This window comes from Hymenobacter setariae, assembly GCF_007713685.1.
GTDB lineage: Bacteria > Bacteroidota > Bacteroidia > Cytophagales > Hymenobacteraceae > Hymenobacter > Hymenobacter setariae.
Window position 1 is genome coordinate 1 of the sequence record NZ_VMRJ01000007.1, and the last position, 18145, is coordinate 18145.

At 57.1% G+C, this 18145-nt stretch carries 13 protein-coding genes, 1 tRNA gene and 1 rRNA gene; 4 read left to right on the forward strand and 11 right to left on the reverse strand.

Annotation, left to right across the window (positions count from 1 at the left end):
* Window positions 1–82: ribosomal RNA gene (locus FNT36_RS22690) — 16S ribosomal RNA — on the reverse strand; the annotation flags it as partial.
* A gap of 1089 nt (window positions 83–1171) precedes the next feature.
* On the opposite strand from FNT36_RS22690, the gene FNT36_RS26030 reads away from it, so the two are divergent.
* Entirely contained in the window at window positions 1172–1498 is a 327-nt protein-coding gene (locus FNT36_RS26030; RefSeq protein WP_394348957.1) for a YARHG domain-containing protein, read from the forward strand.
* On the opposite strand, the gene FNT36_RS22700 is transcribed toward FNT36_RS26030, so the two are convergent.
* The 6 genes from FNT36_RS22700 to FNT36_RS22725 all read right to left on the reverse strand — a co-directional run bounded on the left by FNT36_RS22700 (window position 1487) and on the right by FNT36_RS22725 (window position 7769).
* Window positions 1487–2755, reverse strand: coding sequence for an adenylosuccinate synthase (locus tag FNT36_RS22700; RefSeq protein ID WP_144852570.1), 1269 nt, complete (start codon window positions 2753–2755; stop codon window positions 1487–1489). The genes FNT36_RS26030 and FNT36_RS22700 overlap by 12 nt on opposite strands.
* 141 nt (window positions 2756–2896) lie before the next feature.
* Window positions 2897–3247 (reverse strand): STAS domain-containing protein, encoded by a 351-nt coding sequence (locus tag FNT36_RS22705; protein WP_144852572.1) that lies wholly within the window; start codon window positions 3245–3247, stop codon window positions 2897–2899.
* Window positions 3248–3252: 5 nt separating this feature from the next.
* Entirely contained in the window at window positions 3253–3699 is a 447-nt protein-coding gene (locus FNT36_RS22710; protein WP_144852940.1) for a Fur family transcriptional regulator, read from the reverse strand.
* Between the two features lie 243 nt (window positions 3700–3942).
* On the reverse strand, window positions 3943–5097 hold the full coding sequence (locus tag FNT36_RS22715) for an MFS transporter (protein WP_144852574.1): 1155 nt from the start codon (window positions 5095–5097) through the stop codon (window positions 3943–3945).
* Window positions 5098–5232: 135 nt separating this feature from the next.
* Window positions 5233–5562 (reverse strand): CHY zinc finger protein, encoded by a 330-nt coding sequence (locus FNT36_RS26035; RefSeq protein ID WP_144852576.1) that lies wholly within the window; start codon window positions 5560–5562, stop codon window positions 5233–5235.
* Window positions 5562–7769, reverse strand: a complete 2208-nt coding sequence (locus tag FNT36_RS22725; RefSeq protein WP_144852578.1) for a RelA/SpoT family protein — start codon at window positions 7767–7769, stop codon at window positions 5562–5564. The genes FNT36_RS26035 and FNT36_RS22725 overlap by 1 nt, the downstream gene beginning before the upstream one ends.
* Window positions 7770–7963: 194 nt before the next feature.
* Here FNT36_RS22725 and FNT36_RS22730 point away from each other — a divergent pair.
* The 3 genes from FNT36_RS22730 to FNT36_RS22740 all read left to right on the forward strand — a co-directional run bounded on the left by FNT36_RS22730 (window position 7964) and on the right by FNT36_RS22740 (window position 10392).
* Window positions 7964–8045: transfer RNA gene (locus FNT36_RS22730), tRNA-Leu, on the forward strand.
* A gap of 92 nt (window positions 8046–8137) precedes the next feature.
* Window positions 8138–9472 carry a trigger factor gene (gene tig / locus FNT36_RS22735; protein ID WP_144852580.1) on the forward strand — a complete coding sequence of 445 codons (1335 nt, stop codon included), beginning with the start codon at window positions 8138–8140 and terminating at the stop codon, window positions 9470–9472.
* Window positions 9473–9681: 209 nt separating this feature from the next.
* Entirely contained in the window at window positions 9682–10392 is a 711-nt protein-coding gene (locus tag FNT36_RS22740) for a ClpP family protease (RefSeq protein WP_144852582.1), read from the forward strand.
* Window positions 10393–10548: 156 nt separating this feature from the next.
* Here FNT36_RS22740 and FNT36_RS22745 read toward each other — a convergent pair whose 3' ends face one another.
* The 4 genes from FNT36_RS22745 to FNT36_RS22760 form a co-directional block, all read right to left on the reverse strand.
* The gene (locus FNT36_RS22745) at window positions 10549–11775 is read right to left on the reverse strand and encodes an alkaline phosphatase (RefSeq protein ID WP_144852584.1); all 1227 of its coding nucleotides are present in this window, start codon (window positions 11773–11775) and stop codon (window positions 10549–10551) included.
* Window positions 11756–12562, reverse strand: a complete 807-nt coding sequence (locus FNT36_RS22750) for a PI-PLC domain-containing protein (protein WP_144852586.1) — start codon at window positions 12560–12562, stop codon at window positions 11756–11758. The genes FNT36_RS22745 and FNT36_RS22750 overlap by 20 nt, the downstream gene beginning before the upstream one ends.
* Window positions 12563–12696: 134 nt before the next feature.
* Window positions 12697–14253 (reverse strand): RagB/SusD family nutrient uptake outer membrane protein, encoded by a 1557-nt coding sequence (locus FNT36_RS22755; protein WP_144852589.1) that lies wholly within the window; start codon window positions 14251–14253, stop codon window positions 12697–12699.
* A 172-nt stretch (window positions 14254–14425) separates the two neighbouring features.
* Window positions 14426–17587 carry a SusC/RagA family TonB-linked outer membrane protein gene (locus FNT36_RS22760; protein WP_144852591.1) on the reverse strand — a complete coding sequence of 1054 codons (3162 nt, stop codon included), beginning with the start codon at window positions 17585–17587 and terminating at the stop codon, window positions 14426–14428.
* Window positions 17588–18145: the final 558 nt, after the last annotated feature.

Here is an 18145-nt window from a genome sequence, read left to right on the forward strand (position 1 = left end):
GTATTGCTACCCACCGTTCGACTTGCATGTATTAGGCCTGCCGCTAGCGTTCATCCTGAGCCAGGATCAAACTCTCCATTGTAAAATATTCCTACACCCATGCGAACATGGGCTGATGTCGAGTGCTATCCTTGCTCGTATTTGACGTTTTTAATTCGTGTCGTTTGGTTTCGTCATGTCAGTAAACTTGCGCTTACCAGCATGACTCCTCACGTTTTGTCTATTTCCAACATTCAAAGAACGATTGTTGCTTCCAATTGAAGCAACTTGGTGGGTCGTGTGAGCGGCCCGTTCCGCTGTTTGCAGCGCCCTGTTTTTATTGGGAGTGCAAATGTAGCTGATTTTTTTGACTTTCCAAATTCGAAGCGAAAATCTTTAAAGTTTTTCTTCTCTCGTTTTTTAGTCTAACCGCCTCCTGTTGAAGCGGGCTGCAAAGGTACGTTGACCTTTTCTGACTTTGCAAGAGGTTTGAAAAATTTCTTTTTCAGTCTCTGTGCAGATAGCACGGCGATTAATACACGCTGGCTTCCTACGGAGTTCCGTACGCTTTGCTTTTTATCTGGAAGACTTGCGTTTTTCCAGGTTTCCAGTGGGCCTGTTGCCGTTTGGGACTGCAAAGGTAGGAGGGCTTTTTTGACGAGCAAGCTGCGGAATACGAAATAAATTGAGCCTAGGTTGTAAGTGACTGAGAATACAGGAGAAAAAATTACTTGCTTGTTGATGCTCTATTTCTACCCAATTTTGTGACTCAGCTGTACTGTATTCACTTCTCTTTATTTTGCTTTAACTTATGCCTCTCTGCCCTAGGCGCTTATGGGCAAGCGACATTTGGTATGGGGACTATACCAGCATCAGCTTTCGTAAAATGGATTGCTGCAACGCCAAAAGCTTATGAGGGAGTCTATCATTTTGGGGAGTCAAAAGCTGAGTCGGACTTTGCGCTGGTGGTGAGTGATGGGATCGTAACTACCCAAATTCGCTCTGGTGAATGGCAGACTAAGCCGGAGAGGTGGCGAAAAGTCTATCGGGCTCTTACCAATGTCAGAATTGTTGTCCATAAGTTCTACTCAAAGGAGACGGAGGGAGACTTCGTTACTTTCATTAGTGAAGGCAGGAAAACTTACGGATTGAGAGTTGGCAAGCCTTGGAGTAGTTCACTTTGAGTAGTTCAGTGGATAAAGGCCAACTTGAAGTTGGGGCACGTACTGGAAAGCTTGCCGACTACTATGAGGGTAACTACTCACAGGCTTCTTACAAGGTGTTGAAGCCTGCGGAGCTTACTAGGTACACTCAGGAAAAATTGACGCTGATGCGTAATGAGGTATTTGCCAGGTATGGGTACACCTTTTCAAAGAATGAGAAGCTGCGACTATACTTCACAAAAAAGGAGTGGTACCAAGCAGAGAAGGTATCTCTTGACTTGGTACTCACTCCTATTGAGAAAAAGAATCTACTAACTATACAGTCAGGAGAAGCTCAAGCGACGCTAGCGAAATAGGGTGCTCACGCGGTCGGGGCCGACGCTGACAATGCGAATGGGCACTTGCAGCTCCTTCTCGAGGAAAGCTAGGTAGTCTTGGAGGGGCTGGGGGAACTGAGCGGCGTCGGTGACTTGCGTGAGGTCCGTGTTCCAGCCGGGGATGGCTTGGTACTCGGGGGTGATGGTTTCGAGTTGGCCGGGGTCGGGCAGGTTGGGGGTGCTTTCGCCAGTGGCGGTGCGGTAGTGGGTGCAGGCCTGGATTTCGGAGAAGCCGTCGAGCACGTCGGCTTTCATGAGGTGCAGCTCGGTGACGCCGTTGAGCATGATAGCGTAGCGGAGAGCGGGCAGGTCTATCCAGCCGGTGCGGCGGGGGCGGCCAGTGGTGGAGCCAAACTCGCGGCCGGCCTGGCGGATTTGCTCACCTACCTCATCGTTTAGTTCGGTGGGGAAAGGACCGCTGCCGACGCGCGTGCAGTAAGCCTTGGTGATACCGTATACCTTGTCGATGTGGCGCGGGGCGATACCTAGGCCGGTGCAGGCGCCGGCGGCGATAGTGCTCGACGAGGTAACGTAGGGGTAGGTACCGAAGTCGATGTCGAGCAAAGAGCCTTGGGCACCTTCAGCAAGGATACGCTTGCCTTTGCTAAGGAGGTCGTTGAGCAGAAACTCGGTATCAACGAGCTGAAGGGTGCGCAGGAACTCAACGGCGGAGAAGAAATCGGCTTCAAATTCTGAGATTTCTAGCTCCTTATTATAGTGCGCGGCAATGCTGGCGTGGTGTGCCACAGCCTCCTTATAACGCTCCTGAAAATCGGGTAGCAGGATGTGGCTGACGCGCAGGCCTACGCGGCCGATTTTGTCGGAGTACGTAGGGCCGATGCCTTTGAGAGTACTGCCAATTTTAGTGTTGCCGCGGGCTTCTTCGCTGATGCGGTCGAGAGCGCGGTGTGAGGGCAGAATGAGCTGCGCCTTTTTGGATATGTAGAGGTTTTGGCTCCAATCTATTCCTCTGTCGGTCAGTTTTTGCAGCTCACCGCGGAACACTACTGGGTCGAGGACTACGCCATTGCCGACTACATTGAGGATGTGGGGGTGAAAAATGCCGCTCGGCACTTGGTGCAGCACGTGCTTCTGGCCATCGAAGGTGAGGGTGTGGCCGGCGTTGGGGCCACCTTGAAAGCGGGCTACGGCATCGTAGGTGGGGGCGAGTACGTCAACGATTTTTCCTTTTCCTTCGTCGCCCCACTGGAGGCCTACTAGTACGTCTACTGGCATTTTAATTGGTTGTTAGTGGCTTCCTAGAAAGCTGCCTACCTAGGAAGCCTCACCCTCCGACTCCCTACCCTAGTAAAAGAGGGGAAGCCTGACGAGGGCATTTTAGTAATTAAGTGAAATCTAAAACAAAAAAATAGCCGCCTAGGAGGCGGCTACGGTGAGTTGCTGGCGAGCGGCGGCTACGTCAGCAGCCACGGTAAAAATGTTGTTTAGCTTGGTGAGCGCCAGCATCTTTTTGGGATGGTCGGCGGGGTTGATGAGTATCATCTCGCCGCCGCGGCTGCGGAATTTGGTGAGCAGCGATACCAGCACGCCGATGCCCGTACTGTTGATGTACCGGATGCCCGAGAGGTCAACGGCGCAATTGGTAACGGCCTCGCCTAGGTACTCATTTACCGAGTCAAGTAGCTGCTGGGTATCGGGGCTACCGATGAGGTCGCCGGTGAGCGTGAGGAAGAGAATACCGTTGTCGAGCGTGCTAGTCGTATTCATGTAGGCTATTTGGCCGGCTCGGGGGTGGGATGGGCGGCGGCCTTGGCGCGGCAGTCGCCGCAAATGCCGTACAAATTTAAGGAGTGGTGCAGGATGTGAAAGTTCAGCAGGTCACCGACCATCGTTTGGATGCCGTGGATGCGGGGGTCGCAGAACTCTACTACCTTGTGGCACTCGGTGCAAATAACGTGGTCGTGCTGGCGATAGCCATAGCTTTTTTCGTATTGCGCGAGGTTGCGGCCAAACTGGTGCTTGCTCACAAGGCCTTGCTCGACGAGCAAATCCAGGGTATTGTACACCGTAGCGCGGCTCACCTGGAGGTTGCGCTCCTTCATACCGGCATACAGTTCTTCGACATCGAAGTGACCCGAGCGGGCATAGATTTCTTCAAGGATTGCGTAGCGCTCAGCAGTTTTGCGAAGGCCTTTGTTTTCGAGGTGGGCAGTGAAGATTTTCTTGACTTCTTCGAGCCGGTCGGTATTGAGGGTGGCCTGGCTGGCAGCGCTGGGTGCGTGGCGTGCGGCATAGCCAGTCTCGGTAGAGCCGCCTAGGTTAGAGCCGGGGCCACTGCTGGGTACTAGCGCGGGTGGGGCGTGGAGGTCAGTTTTCACGATAATTACTCGTTATATAGTATCGGTTACTTGGCTAGTATTACTACAAAGCTACTACCGCTAAGATTCATACCTAGGTCGAGGTTAGTCGGCCGTAGCGGGCCGGGCCAGGGCAGCTACCGCCAAACCCATGCAGGCAATAATGGCGAGCGATACCCGTAAATTGGTAGCACCGGCTACCAACCCGATGAGCGGCGGACCTAGCAGAAATCCCGCAAAACCCACCGTCGAGACTGCTGCCAGAGCCACCCCGGCCGGCATAGTGCGTGAGCGGCCCGCCGCACTATACACCAGCGGCACCACCGAAGACACTCCTAGGCCCACCAGCATGAAGCCCAGCGACGCTATCAAAAGCGTCGGAAACGCTACGGCTATTGATAAGCCCACTGTAGTGAGCAGCCCACTGAGCTGCAACGTACGCGCCCGGCCAAACTTGTCGGTAAACCAGTCGGCAATGAAGCGACCGGTCGCCATCATGGCCATAAAGGCTGAGAAGCCGAAGCCTACCTGCGCTCTTTCGGCCAGTACTATTTTCTTGAAATACACGCCGCTCCAATCGAACATGGTGCCTTCGGACAGCAACGAGCAAAACGCCAGTACACCTAGAAGCATCAGGCTCTTATCGGGAAGTACGAAAAGCGGCTGGTCTGCGGGGCTAGGCGCATCGGCGGGCACCAGGTACGGGCGCATCAGAGCTACACCTAGCCAGATGAAAAGAGCCATGCCGGTAAAGTGCTGGAGCGGCGATACGCCCCAACCTATCATGGCCGTACCTAGAGCCGCGCCTACGAAGCCAGCTAAGCTCCAGATACCATGAAACGTAGCCAGGATGGATTTGCCATAAATGGCCTCCACCCCTACCCCTTGGGTATTGACGCTGATATTGGCCATATTGCTGCCGAAGCCGAACAGTACTAGTGCAGCCAATAGTTGCGGTACGTTTTGGGCTAGGCCTAGCAAGGGCAACGCCCCTGAGTAGAGCAGTACAGCCAGCACCGTCATGGTGCGGCTACCATGTTTGGCTACCAGCCAGCCCGTAATGGGCAGCGATGCAATGAGACCCACCGGTACCGCCAGCAGCACGCCGCCCAATTCGGTTTCGGATAAGTGCAGCTTTTGCTGCACCGTAGGAATGCGCGAGGCCCAAGTGGAAAAACACAGGCCTTGCAATAGAAAAGAAGCACTTACGGCCAACCGATGAATATGGCGGGGCCGCGAGGCAACAATGGAAGCTTGCATACAGGGACTACGCCCAGCGGGCGAAGTAGCCTAGGTGCCTAGACAGCACGAGGCTTTAAATAAACGGACTTATACGGGCTGAAAACGTGCGGGATGGGAATTTCTGCTACTACCGAAAAGCCGCAGGAGGTAAGGCTACATTTCGAAATACAGCGGGTAGTGATTGGCGCAGCCAGGGTTAAAAGCGGCCTGGCACGCTGGACAGGTATTGCCGCAAGCCAAATACTCGTGAATGCTCAATACGTGTTGGCAATTGCCGCACAAAATGGCTTTGGCCTCGCGTTCAGTTTTCGGCCATACAACCGGCGCGTGGCTTACTAGTTCGTTGTGACACTGAATGCAGGCGTAAAATGTGTCGCAGCACTTGTGCTTGATGGCGATAATATCGCGCTCGGAATGGTAGTGGGAACACTGCGTGAGAGTATTGACCCCTACACCGTGTACAGATGGGATTGTCTCAGCCATTACGAATCAAATCGGTCTACTTGCAGCACGCCATTGACCCGGACTAGCCGCTGAATGAGCTTATTCAAATGGTCGGTATCATTCACGAAGACCAGGATTTGACCTTCGAAAAAGCCATCGTTCGCTTCCACGGTGATAGAGCGCATGTTTACTTTCAAGGAAGTTGATATAATGCGCGTTATATCATTCACAATACCCACGCGGTCAGAGCCTTTGAAACGGATACCGGCCAAAAATGCGAGTTCGAGCTGGTCGGTCCACTTAGCGCGCACGATACGATTGCCGTAGTTAGACATAAGGTCTACGGCCCGGTGGCAGCTGGTGCGGTGGATGATGAGACCGGTTTCGGTTTCGAAGCCGAATACATCGTCACCGGGGATGGGATTGCAGCAGCGTGCCAAGCTATGGTTGAACTTGTCAGTGCGCTCGCCTACCACCAGCATATTTGGGTGCAGGCCCCGAATTTTTTGAATCTCGCTGTCGAATTTCTTCGGCTCCAGCACTGAAGGCCGGGGCGAAAGAATACCTTCCTGCCGAAACAATGGCTCGCGGATTTCGCGGCCATCGAGCAGACCCATCGCTAGGCGGTAATAGAATTCCTGAGCGGTGGACACGTTGAAATAAGTCAGCACCCGCTGGAAATTTTCAGGCGTGTTATCTACCCCTATTAGCTCTAGGCGCTTCTCAAAAATGAACTTACCATCATCGGCTTTCGAGCGCTTGTCGTCGCGCAGGTAGTCTTTGATGCGCGTCTTGGCCTTACTGGTAATCACATAGTTGAGCCAATCGGCGGTGGGCTTCTGTTTGTGCGAAGTCAAAATTTCGACTTGGTCGCCATTGCGCAGCTTGTAGCTGAAGGGCTCTAGCTTCTGGTTGACTTTGGCACCTAGGCAGCGTAGGCCGATGTGCGTGTGAATGTCGAAGGCAAAATCGAGCGCGGTCGCCTTTTCGGGCAGGATAATGAGCTTGCCTTTCGGGGTAAAAGTGTACACCTCCTTCACAAAGAGGTTTTGCCGGAATTCGTCCATGAACTCCAGGGCGCTGGAGTTATTGGTTTCCAACATTTCACGCACCCGGTTCACCCAGGCTTCCAGCGTGCTTTCGGGCTGGAGGCTGCCGGTATCCTTGTATTTCCAGTGGGCGGCATAGCCTTTCTCGGCGATGTCATCCATGCGCCGCGAGCGGATTTGCACCTCGACCCACTGGCCGGGGTGCGACATGACCGTGGTGTGCAGGCTCTCGTAGCCATTGGCCTTGGGCGTGCTCACCCAGTCGCGCAGGCGGTCAGGGTTAGGCTGGTAGAAGTCGGTGACGATGGAATACACCTGCCAACAGGCGGCTTTTTCCTGGTCTTGCGGCACATCAAGAATTACGCGAATGGCAAATAAGTCGTACACCTCCTCAAAAGTGACGTTTTGCTTGCGCATCTTCTTGAGAATTGAATAGATGCTCTTTGGACGGCCTTTTATTTCGTAGCTGAACCCCTGGGCTTTGAGTTCCTCATCGATGGGCTGCACAAACTCCTTGATGAAGCGATTGCGGGCGCTCTGGCTCTGCTTGACCTTGCCGCGTAGGTCGTTATAAATCTCGGTATCGGTGTACTTTAGGTGCAGGTCTTCGAGTTCCGTTTTGATGGCATAGAGACCTAGGCGGTGCGCCAGCGGGGCGTAGAGATAAATGGTCTCCGACGCAATTTTGAGTTGCTTGTGGCGCGGCATCGAGTCGAGCGTGCGCATGTTGTGCAGGCGGTCGGCGAGCTTGATGAGGATAACGCGCACGTCTTCGCTCAGCGTCAGCAGCATTTTACGGAAGTTTTCGGCCTGCTCACTGGTGCCTTGCTCAAAAACGCCCGAAATTTTGGTGAGGCCGTCCACGATGCGCGCCACTTTGGGGCCAAAATCGCGTTCTACGTCAGAAATTTCGGTGGGCGTATCCTCTACTACGTCGTGCAGAAGGGCCGCCACGATGCTGGTGGTACCTAGGCCAATTTCCTCCACCGCAATCTGGGCCACGGCCAGCGGGTGCAGGATGTAGGGCTCGCCCGACTTGCGGCGCATGTCTTTGTGCGCCTCCAAGCTTTGGTTGAAAGCCTTCTTAATTAGCTTAGCATCATTACCATTGAGGTAGGGCTTAGCAGTGCGTAGCAGGCGGCGGTACTGGCGCAGGATTTCTTGGCGCTCAGCTTCAAGGTCGATAACGGGAGACATAGTACTATAACTAACAAGCGGAAGGGCAGAAAGGTGGCTGCCAAGATAACGGATAGCTAAGCGCAGTATTCAGATACGAGACAACGTATTTTTTCAGTCTACTCACAAAAGTTTAGCCATAACTTTTGCACAGCTAAAAATTCGTTAGTACCTTTGCGGCCCCGCAGCGAACGAGCAAGCGGGCAGCCAAACAAGCGGATGTGGCGAAATTGGTAGACGCGCCAGATTTAGGCTCTGGTTCCTTACGGTGTGTGGGTTCGAGTCCCTCCATCCGCACTTGTTTTAACAAAACAGGCCCCTGGCTAAGCAGTTAGGGGCTTTTTTTTTAACCTTTCCCGACTGGCAAGCACCAGCTTGCTCCCACCGTTTTGAATATTACGCTTGACCGCAATGAGGAGCAGCTAACCGGGCTGCTAAACGTGCATCTCGACGAGGCTGACTACAGCGACGCTGTGGAGAAGCAAATCAAGGAAACCAGCAAAAAAGCGCAGTTCAAGGGGTTCCGCCCCGGCAAAGTGCCGGCTGGCTTGGTACGCAAAATGTACGGCAAAGGCATTCTGGCCGACGAAATCAACCGCCTCTTGGGCCAAAGCGTTGACTCGTACCTGAAGGACAATAACGTAAAAATCCTGGGCGAGCCGATTCCGGTGCCTAGCGATGTAGACTTCGACACCGCCAAGGCGTTCGACTTCCAGTTTGAGCTGGGCTTGTTGCCCGACTTTGAGCTGCCCGCCGACCAGCAGTTAACCATCAAGCGTTCGGCTGTGAGCATCGACGATGCCACGCTGGCTGAGACCAACGAGCAGATTGTCCGTCAATTTGGCGAAACCACCAACCCCGAGGCTTCGGAGGCCAACGACTACCTGATGGGCAAGCTGAAAAAGGCTGGCGAAGAAGGTGAAGGTCTGAGCGTGCTGTTGCCCATCAACAAGGTAACGAACGGCCAAGAGCAGTTCGTAGGCGTGAAAGCTGGTGACACGGTGACGTTTGACCTGAGCGCAGCCTTCGGCGGCGACGCTAGCGCTATCCGCAACTTCACCGGCATGAGCCGCGAGGAAGCTGCCGCTGTAACCGGCGAGTACGAGCTAGTTGTTGAGAAAATCAACCGCACGGCTGCGCCCGAGGAAAACCAAGAGCTGTTCGACAAAGTATTCGGCCCCGAGACGGTTTCTTCGAAAGAGGAGTACGATGCCAAGATTCGTGAGACCATCCAGCAGAACTACGACCGCGAGTCGGACAACCTGGTGAACCGCAACCTCATCGACGCCCTGATTGACAACACGACCATCCAGATTCCGACTGAGTTCTTCAAGAAGTGGCTGGTGCGTGCCAACGAAGGCAAGCTCGACGCCGTTACCGTGGAGCAGCACTACTCGGACTACGAGCGTGAGCTGAAGTGGAGCCTCATCCGCAACAAGGTGGTAGAAGACATGGGCCTCAAAGTTGAGACCGACGAAATCCGCAACCGCGTGCTGGACAAAATCCTAGGTCAATTTGGCGGTGGCATGCAGCTGACCGACGAAATGCGCCAGGGCATGGTAGGTTTTGCTGACAACTACCTCAAGCAGGAGAACGGCAAAAACTACGTGCAGGAGTACGAGGCCATTCTGGCAGAGAAAGTAGTAGAAGCCCTGCGTGGCAAAGTTGTTGTTACGGATGAACCCGTAACGGCCGAAGAATTTCGCAACCAGAACGAGGGCTAATCCCTTCTTCTAGGTTGAAATTGAAAAAGCCTTTACGCCTCGCGTAAGGGCTTTTTTGTTGTTGCGCAGACTCTGTAGTCCGCGTATAGCTTACGTTGAAACGCGGACTTTACAGTCCGCGTTTCAACGTTTTGACAACATTCGGCCGCCATGACCGTCTTTTGTTTTTGAACACGGGCCAGCGCAAGCTTACCCTACATTTTTACCCAATGCTGAATAAACAAGAATTTCGCAAATTTGCCGTTAAGCATCAAGGGCTTAGCGGGTTGGGTGTTGACCAGTACATCCAGCACGTAGAGGGCCAGACGCGCGGTGGGCTTATCCTGCCCACTAACATGACCCGCTCGGTTATTGAGGAGCGTCCGCAGAACTTCCGCGAAATCGACGTATTCTCGCGCCTTATCATGGACCGCATCGTATTCCTAGGTACGGCTGTGGATGACTACATCGCTAACATCCTGACGGCGCAGATGCTGTTCTTGGAGTCGGCCGACTCGAAGAAAGACATCCTGCTGTATATCAACTCGCCCGGTGGCTCGGTGTACGCTGGCCTAGGTATCTACGATACCATGCAGTACGTGAACCCCGACGTGGCTACCATCTGCACGGGCCTCGCGGCTTCGATGGGTGCCGTATTGCTGGCTGGCGGTGCCAAAGACAAGCGTTCGGCCCTGCCCCACGCTCGCGTGATGATTCACCAGCCTTCGGGCGGTGCCCAAGGTCAATCGACGGACATCGAAATCACGGCCCGCGAGATTCTGAAGCTCAAGAAGGAGCTGTATGACATTCTGGCAAAACATTCGGGTAAGACGTACCAGGAAATCTATGACAACTCGGAGCGTGACTACTGGATGCGCGCCGATGAGGCCAAAGAATATGGCCTGATTGACGAGGTGCTGGAGAAGAAGCCCGCAGCTTAATGCTGACTAGCTTCGTAATAAAAAAGGCCCTGGCTATGCAGCCAGGGCCTTTTTTATGTAGTACCGTGGACCCTGCGGGTCCGCGCGCGAGTGTGCTTCAACTCGCAGAATAGAATCACTCACGCGCGGACCCGCAGGGTCCACGGTACACTAATTCTACTTCCAACCTAGGGCCTGGCGGATACGGGTGTAAATCTCGGTGTTTTGGTACATGCCGGTGAAAAGCTCGCTGCCGGGGCCGTAAGCAAAGACAGGGACTATAACGGCGGAGTGCTTATTGGTGGAGAAGCGAGCGGTTACCTGGCCTTCGGCCATGCCGCCGTCGATGATGCTGTAGCCGCCGGTTTCGTGGTCGGCAGTGACGATGACGAGAGTTTCACCATCGGCCGCGGCAAAAGCGAAGGCGCGGCCTACTTGCTGGTCGAAGTCGAGCACTTCCTGCACGTTGTATGTCGTGTTGTTGAAGTGGCCAGCATCGTCAATTTGCGAGCCTTCAATCATGAGGAAAAAGCCGTTTTTGTTGCGGCTGAGCAGGTCAAGCGCTTTGCTGACGCCTAGGTTCATGTAGGCGGCCGTGCGCTCGGGCATGCGGGGCGGGCCGGTTTCGGCGAGCAGGGCGATAGCTTTGGGCGAGGTGAGCGCCTGAACGGCCGCGGGCGTGGTGGCTACCTGGTAGCCTTGGGCGCGGTACTGGGCCAGTAGGTCTACGTCATCTTGGCGGTGGGCGAAGTACTTGAGGCCGCCCGCATACATAAAGTCGATGGGCGCAGCCAGGAATTTAGCAGCAATGGCCTCGGGCTGGTTGCGGTCGGGATGCGTGATGGCGAAGGCGGCGGGCGTGGCATCGGTCAGTTCGCAGCCCGCTACCAGGCCGGTGGACTTGCTGTGCTCCCGGGCATCCCACATGATGGTTCGGAAGGTGTGCCCCAGCGAATCGATACCTAGGGCGCCGTTGTAGGTCTTGTGGCCGGTGGCCATCGCGGTGGCGCTGGCGGCCGAATCGGTTATTTTGCCATACTGGTTGCAGGTGATGGAGAGGCCAGTCGCCTGGGCCTGCTGCATGTAGAGCTGGCCGTGGTTGGCAATGAGGCCGCCCGTGACCTGGGTCGGGCCCATGCCGTCGCCAATCAGGAGAATGATATTCTTAAGCGGCTTTTTGGGGCCAGTGTAAGGCTTAAGCGTGGGCACGGCGTAGGCCGGCTTGACGGCCGTGTACTCGCGCTTGTAGAGCGGCTCCTCGACTAGCGGGGCGGGGTTAGGCTGGTGCTTGATGGCCTCAATAACGGCGCTACGGGCGGGCGGCTGCGCGGGGGTTTGGGCAACGGCAGGCAGGCCTAGGCCGCTTGCTAGCAGCAGGAATAAATTACGACTTGGGTTGCGCATCAATAGTTTGCTTTAATTCGACTAGCTCGTCGGCGCCCACCAGCACGGCGGGATAACGGAGCAGGGCGGCCCACATGGCCCGGCGCTGCGCGGGCGTGGTGGCAGACAGATTCCAGAAGCGGATTTTTTGGCCGGTGCGCTGGGCTTGGTCGTTCCAGGTGCGGAGGCGGGCGGCCTCGGCGGCGGGCATCGGGCCGGTGCCATTCCACTTGAAATAGGTGGCCCAATCGCCATTGACAGTGCAGATGGTGGTGGGCGCGGTCGGCCCTAGGTCGGCTAGTTGCCCATCTAGAAACACGAGCGCGTCGGGGTCGGCTAACACTTCGGCGCGGGGGTAGCCGCCCGTCAGAATGACGCGCACGCCATTTGGGCGCGGGTTACTAGGTGTCGAAAGCATCGGGCGGTAGCGGGCTAGTATCTGCCGCAGGCGGGCGTAGGTAGCGGGGCCGTCATTCTTGAAATCAACAAACAGCCACAGCTCGGCCGGCTTGATGTAGAAGCTGCCCTGACTTTGCTGAATCTTGCGTAGCGGGTCTAGGTAGAGGCTTTGCAGCGCTTTGGTGCGTTGTAGGGCAGCGGGCTCGTGGCCCACTTGCAGGGTCGTGTCGATTAGAAACACGTCGGCCTCCACGCTTTTAAAACCGAGATGGAGGGCGTCGTAGAGCGGGTGCGGCCGCCAGTAGTCGTTGTGCGAATGGCCTTGATTTAGGGGCGGGGCGGGATGGAAGATGGGGGTTTGGGTGGGGAGCAGGAAGAGTAGCGCTGCTAAGAAGATGTTATAAGACATGCTTGTTGGGGCTCGTCACGCGTACACCGCACCCCTTAGCTCCCTCTTTTTGAGAGTGGGCCAAGGGGTGAGGTGCACGGGCGGCGCGCGTTAAGACGTGAAACGCGCGGACCCGCAGGGTCCACGGTACAATGCTACCAGCCCTGGTTTTGCTGAATCTGGGAGTTCACCACGTCATTGGGCGGGATGGGCCACACGTTGTGGACAGCGGGGTTGAAGGTGCGGGCGGGCCACACGGTCACGACCGTGAAGGTCGAGTTGGGGTCGTTTTTGTTGGCGTAATCGCGGCCGGTTTGGGGGCGGGCGTAGGTGGCCTGGGCATCGCCCCAGCGCACGAGGTCGGCGTGGCGGTCGGCAAATTCGCCGGCTAGCTCCACGCGGCGCTCCTGCTTGAGGTCGGCGAGGGTGGCGTTGGTTTTGGGGGCGAGGCCGGCGCGCTGGCGCACGGCGTTGAGGGCCGCGTCGCCGCTTTTGCCTTGGCGGATTTGGGCTTCGGCTTTCAGCAGCAGCACCTCGGCGTAGCGCATGATGGGCACGTTGAGGTCGGTGGTGGGCTTGTCGCCGTTGGCGTTGATGTGGTCGGCTACGGGCGTGGCGAAGGGCTCCATGTACTTATTGAACTGGAAGCCAGTGAGCGAGTTGCTCGATGCGAAACGGCGCGTCTGACCCAGGTACTGGAAGCTGTCGCCAAAAGACAAAATGGTGGCTTCGCGGCGCGGGTCGCCAGCCTCGAAGGCCTGGTACAACTCTAGGGTGGGCTGAAAGTAGCCCCAGCCGTTGTAGAGGCCCCAGCCTTTGTTTTCGAGCAGCACGCCGGGCAGAATGCTACCATCTTGCTTGCCCGATACCACTGACCAGATGTATTCCTTCGACCAGTTGTTTTTGATGGCAAATACGTTGCGGAAGTCGCTGCTGGGCTGGCCGGTATTTACCAGCGCACGGCCCGAACCGGAGTTGGCCACTGCGGTGGCGGCGGTTTCGGCGGCGGCCCACTTGGTGTTGTCGTACTGAGCCCAGTAGGCGTAGGTCTTGGCGAGGTAGGCCAGGGCAGCGTCTTTGTGGGCGCGCCCTAGGTCAGTGCCCTGGTAGGTGGTGACGAGCGGCAGCAGGTCGGCGGCTTTTTTGAAATCTTGCTCCATCATCTGGTAATTCTCGATGACGCTGGCGGGGCGCGGGAACAGCGCCTGGTCCATGTTGGCCTCCGTGACGATGGGCACGCCGGCGCGCTGGTCGCCGTAGCGGGTGGCGATGTGGAAGTAGCTGAAGCCGCGCATGAAGTACGCCTCGCCCAAAACCCGGTTTTTGAGGCTGGAATTGATGTTCATGCCGGGCACGTTTTTGAGCACCTCGTTGCAGCGCCGAATCACGCGGTACGAATAGCCGTACATCTTATTGATATCGCCCTCCGAGCCGGTGGCCGTGAAATTGCGGGTGCTGGCGGCGGTGGCGCGGGTGCGGCCGGTCACCATATCATCGGAGGCGTTGATGAGCCAGAAAAAGCCCCGGCCGAACATGTCATCGTCGTTCATGTAGCCATACAGGGCCGTGGAGGCGGCCGTGGCATCGGCCTCGCTCTGCCAAAAATTGGCGTACGTGACCGTGCCCTGGGGCGTGAGGTCGGTGAACTGGTCTTTGCAGCCGGCGGCGGTGCCTAGGAGCAGGGCGGCGCAGAGGTAAGTGGAGAATTTCATATCGAGTAGTTATGCAAATGCTTTATTTTCAAGGCTCGTTGGGCGTAGTACCCCACCCCCGGCCCTCCCCTCCGGGAGAGAGGTGCCTATCGTTAGGTCACGGTCGCTTTCGTCCGCTGTAGCTCGGCTCCCCTCTCCCGGAGGGGAGGGGCCGGGGGTGGGGTAAACGCGCCTAGATGCCCATATTCAGGCCTACCGTGAAGGTGCGGGGCACCGGGTACGCGCCTTGGTCGAGGCCGCGGTTGCCCACCTCGGGGTCCATGCCGGTGTATTTGGTGATGGTGAAGAGGTTTTCGACTGTTAGGTAGAGGTGCAGGCTGGAGCCGTTGCGGACGCGGCTGGTGAGGCCGGCGGGCAGGGTGTAGCCCACCATCAGGTTCTTGAGGCGCAGGTAGGAGCCATCTTCCAGGAACCAGTCGGAGGGCTGGCTGAAGTTCTTGTTGGGGTCGCTGAGCGAGAGGCGCGGGATGGTGGCGTCGGTGTTGTCGGGGGTCCAGGCGCCGAGCACGCGGTTGTCGAGGTTGTAGCCTTGCAGGCCAGCGTTGTAGGTCGAGAACTTGTAGGCGTTGAAGAGCTTGACGCCACTCACGCCCTGCCACAGCATACTGATATCGAAGCCTTTCCACTGACCGCTAAGCGTAAGGCCGTAGGTGCGCTTGGGCAGGGCGTTGCCCATGTACACGCGGTCGTTGTCGTCGATTTTGCCGTCGCCGTTGGCGTCTTTGAACTTGAGGTCGCCGGGCTTGGCGCCGGGCTGGATGAGCTTGCCATCGGCCATTTTGTAATCGGCTACTTCCTGGGTGGTTTTGAAGATGCCCGCGGTCTGGATGAGGTAGTAGGCGTAGAGCGGCTGGCCCACCGTCGAGCGGAAGGGATAGAGCTGGGTGCGCACGTTTTCGCCGTGGGCGATGAAGGTGCTGCCGTAGCCGTCGAGGTCTTTCACCTCATTCTTCAAGAGCGTCACGTTGCCGTTGACTTGGTACTTGAAGTCGCCGGCCTGGCCGTTGTAGCCTAAGCTCAGTTCCAGGCCTTTGTTGAGCACGGTACCCACGTTGGAGGTCGGGCCCTCCCCTACCCCGCTGCTGGGGTTGGGCGCCACGGGCAGGATGAGGCCGCGGGTATACTTCTGGAAATAATCGACGGTGAAGGTGAGGCGGTCGTTGAGCACGCTCATGTCGAGGCCCGCGTCAAACGTTTCGGAGCGCTCCCACTTCAGGCTGGGGTTCGACTGCTTGTTGAGGTAGTAGCCGTTGAGGTAGCCCGGATTGGCACCTAGGTAGGCTTGGCCCACCACCAGCGGCACGTTGTAGGCGTAGTAGTCAACCGACTGAATGTTACCAATCTGACCCCACGAGGCCCGCAGCTTCAGGGTTTGGAAAACGCGGTTGCCGATAAACGACTCCGACGAAAGCTTCCAGGCGCCCGAGATGGCGGGGAAGTAGTCGGCGTTGTAGGTCGAGAGGCGCGAGGTGCGGTCGCGGCGGATGCTACCGCTCACGAAGTAGCGGTCGTCGTAGCTGTAGGTGAGGCGGCCAATGGCTGAGGTCAGGGCATCCTGGTACACGCCGCTGCCGGGGCGTATCGTCGCTTCCTTGGCGTTACTGAGGTACTGGTACCAGTCGTCTTCGCGGTCAAAGTTCTGGACTTGTATCGACGACGACTCATAGTTGGTGTGCTGGGCCGAGTACACGGCCGTAAGGTCGAGCACGTGCTTGCCAAAGTTTTTGACGTAGCTCGCCTGGTTGTCCCAAATCCACTTATCCCGGCTTTCTTGATTCTGAGTCAGGTAGTTCATGGTGTTGGAACGGCCTGGCTCTGGAATGCGCGGGTCGAAGCGCTTGTAGTTGTTACGCAGCAAATCGAGGCTGAAGCTGCTGCGCAGGCGCAGACCCGCCACCGGCCGGTACTCTAGGTAGCCGATGCCGTTGAGGTTGAGGCTGGGGCTCGTGATGGTGGGGCGCCGTAACAGCGCCACCGGGTTATAGACGTCGCCATAAGCGCCAGCAAACTGAAAGGCCGGGTCGGGCGCCATCGGCGTGACGCCGCCATACGTGCCGTCGGCGTTGTAAACCGGCGCAGCCGAGGGCATGTAAATGGCGTTGATAATGGCCCCCGAGTACGAATTGGAGGTGTTGGCGCCCTGGCCGGTGGTTTGGTTAATGTAGATGTTTTGGCCCACCGTCACCTTGCTGCCTAGGTCGTAGTCCGACTTCAGGCGCAGCGTATAGCGCTTGAGCTTGGTACCAATGAGGATGCCCTCACGGTCGTGGTAGCCAAAAGAGGCCAGGTAGTGGCCGGTGCCGCTGCCGCCGCTCACGCTGGCGTTGAGGTTGTACATGCTGCCGGTGCGGAAAATCTCGTCTACCCAATTGGTGCGCGTCGTCTGGCCCCAGGGGTTTTTGGTAGCGTTGTGAGCGTCGGGGCGGGTGCGGCCGTCGTTATCGGCGGCCTGGTTGTAGGCGGCGGCTTGCTGGGCGGCATTGAGGGCCTGCGGCAGCTTGTAGGCCGACTGCCAGCCCTGGTAGGTGTCGATGGTGACGCGCGGCGCGCCCTCGCGACCGGCCTTGGTAGTCACCACAATCACGCCCGAAGCGGCCTGCGCACCGTAGATGGCAGCTGCGGCGGCGTCCTTCAAGACCGTGATGCTGGCGATGTCATTCGGGTTGAGCGGACCGCCGTAGTAGGGCATGCCATCGACCACGTAGAGCGGGGCCTCGCCATTGACAGAGCCAGCGCCGCGAATAACGACGCTGGCCGTGGCCGTGGGGTCGCCGCTGTTTTGCTGCACCGTCACGCCGGCTAGGTTGCCTTGCAGCATGTCCTGCACATTGGTGATGGGGCGACTGGCCTGCTTTTCGGCATTGGGCAGCGAGGCCACGGCCGTGGTCAGGTTGTCGCGCTTGGCCGTGCCGTAGCCGATAACTACTACATCGCTCAGCCCCTGTGGCGCTACTTTAAGGGTAATCACTAAGTCACCTTGACCGGTGTAAGGCACTTCTTGGCTCGCATAGCCCACGAACGAGACCATCAGCACCACTGCCTTATCGGCGGGGGCGTCGAGTTGAAACTTGCCATCGGCATCAGTAGCCGTGCCGATGCTGGTGCCTTTCAGCACCACCGTCACACCCGGGATGGGCTGGCCAGCCGCATCGCGCACGGTGCCCGAAACGGGCTGACCAGCAGCAGGCTGCACAGAAGTCAGCAAGTAGGCTGGCCGGGCGGCCAACGCCGCGCTAGGCGCAAAAACGGCCGCACTCAGCCCTAGGGCCGCCAGAGCCACGGGGTACGAGTGAGGACTGAGAAGACGACGGCGAAGAAGTAGGGATGCAGCCAAGGTGAGTTATAAAAGAGTGATAAAATCAGTGCAAACCCCCGTTTTTGGGCACAAGCGTACCGGCTGCTCCACTGGAGCAGGTAGCCAGAAACCCGTAGTAGCAAGGGCCGCCGACCAGCCAGAGCCTAGGTCAGCGCGAGGGGAGAAATAGAGAGGAAACGTAGGGCATTAATCGCCAGCAAGTCTGTGGCTTTGTGCGATACAAAAGTCCGGCTAGGTTGTTGGCGTTATATTTTTCAAAGATTAAGTTTCCATTAAGGCGGAGCTTAGCAGTTATTTGGTGACTCGGGGTGTACCGTGGACCCTGCGGGTCCGCGTGTGAGTAGGCTGAGGAGCGAACGGCATGACGCATAGCTAAATCACTACTAAGCTCCACAAGGCGGGTTTTTGGCAGGACCAACCAACGTGCGGACCCGCAGGGTCCACGGTACATCTCGGAAACATTCGCCCGTTGGTGCGGCTTTACCTTAATCCTGAACGGACAGATTGCCGAAGTTGCTTGCAACGCGGGCGCATTTTGCGTCATCATTGCCCTGCTGCGTGGCGTATCTTTGAACC

Excerpts from the sequence above, each read along its gene's own strand:
- FNT36_RS22715 (WP_144852574.1), bottom strand. The coding sequence starts at position 5,097 with ATGCAAGCTTCCATTGTTGCCTCGCGGCCCCGCCATATTCATCGGTTG.
- FNT36_RS22745 (WP_144852584.1), bottom strand. The coding sequence starts at position 11,775 with ATGCGCAACCCAAGTCGTAATTTATTCCTGCTGCTAGCAAGCGGCCTA.
- FNT36_RS22750 (WP_144852586.1), bottom strand. The coding sequence starts at position 12,562 with ATGTCTTATAACATCTTCTTAGCAGCGCTACTCTTCCTGCTCCCCACC.
- FNT36_RS22700 (WP_144852570.1), bottom strand. The coding sequence starts at position 2,755 with ATGCCAGTAGACGTACTAGTAGGCCTCCAGTGGGGCGACGAAGGAAAA.
- FNT36_RS22725 (WP_144852578.1), bottom strand. The coding sequence starts at position 7,769 with ATGTCTCCCGTTATCGACCTTGAAGCTGAGCGCCAAGAAATCCTGCGC.
- FNT36_RS22740 (WP_144852582.1), top strand. The coding sequence starts at position 9,682 with ATGCTGAATAAACAAGAATTTCGCAAATTTGCCGTTAAGCATCAAGGG.
- FNT36_RS26035 (WP_144852576.1), bottom strand. The coding sequence starts at position 5,562 with ATGGCTGAGACAATCCCATCTGTACACGGTGTAGGGGTCAATACTCTC.
- FNT36_RS22705 (WP_144852572.1), bottom strand. The coding sequence starts at position 3,247 with ATGAATACGACTAGCACGCTCGACAACGGTATTCTCTTCCTCACGCTC.
- FNT36_RS22755 (WP_144852589.1), bottom strand. The coding sequence starts at position 14,253 with ATGAAATTCTCCACTTACCTCTGCGCCGCCCTGCTCCTAGGCACCGCC.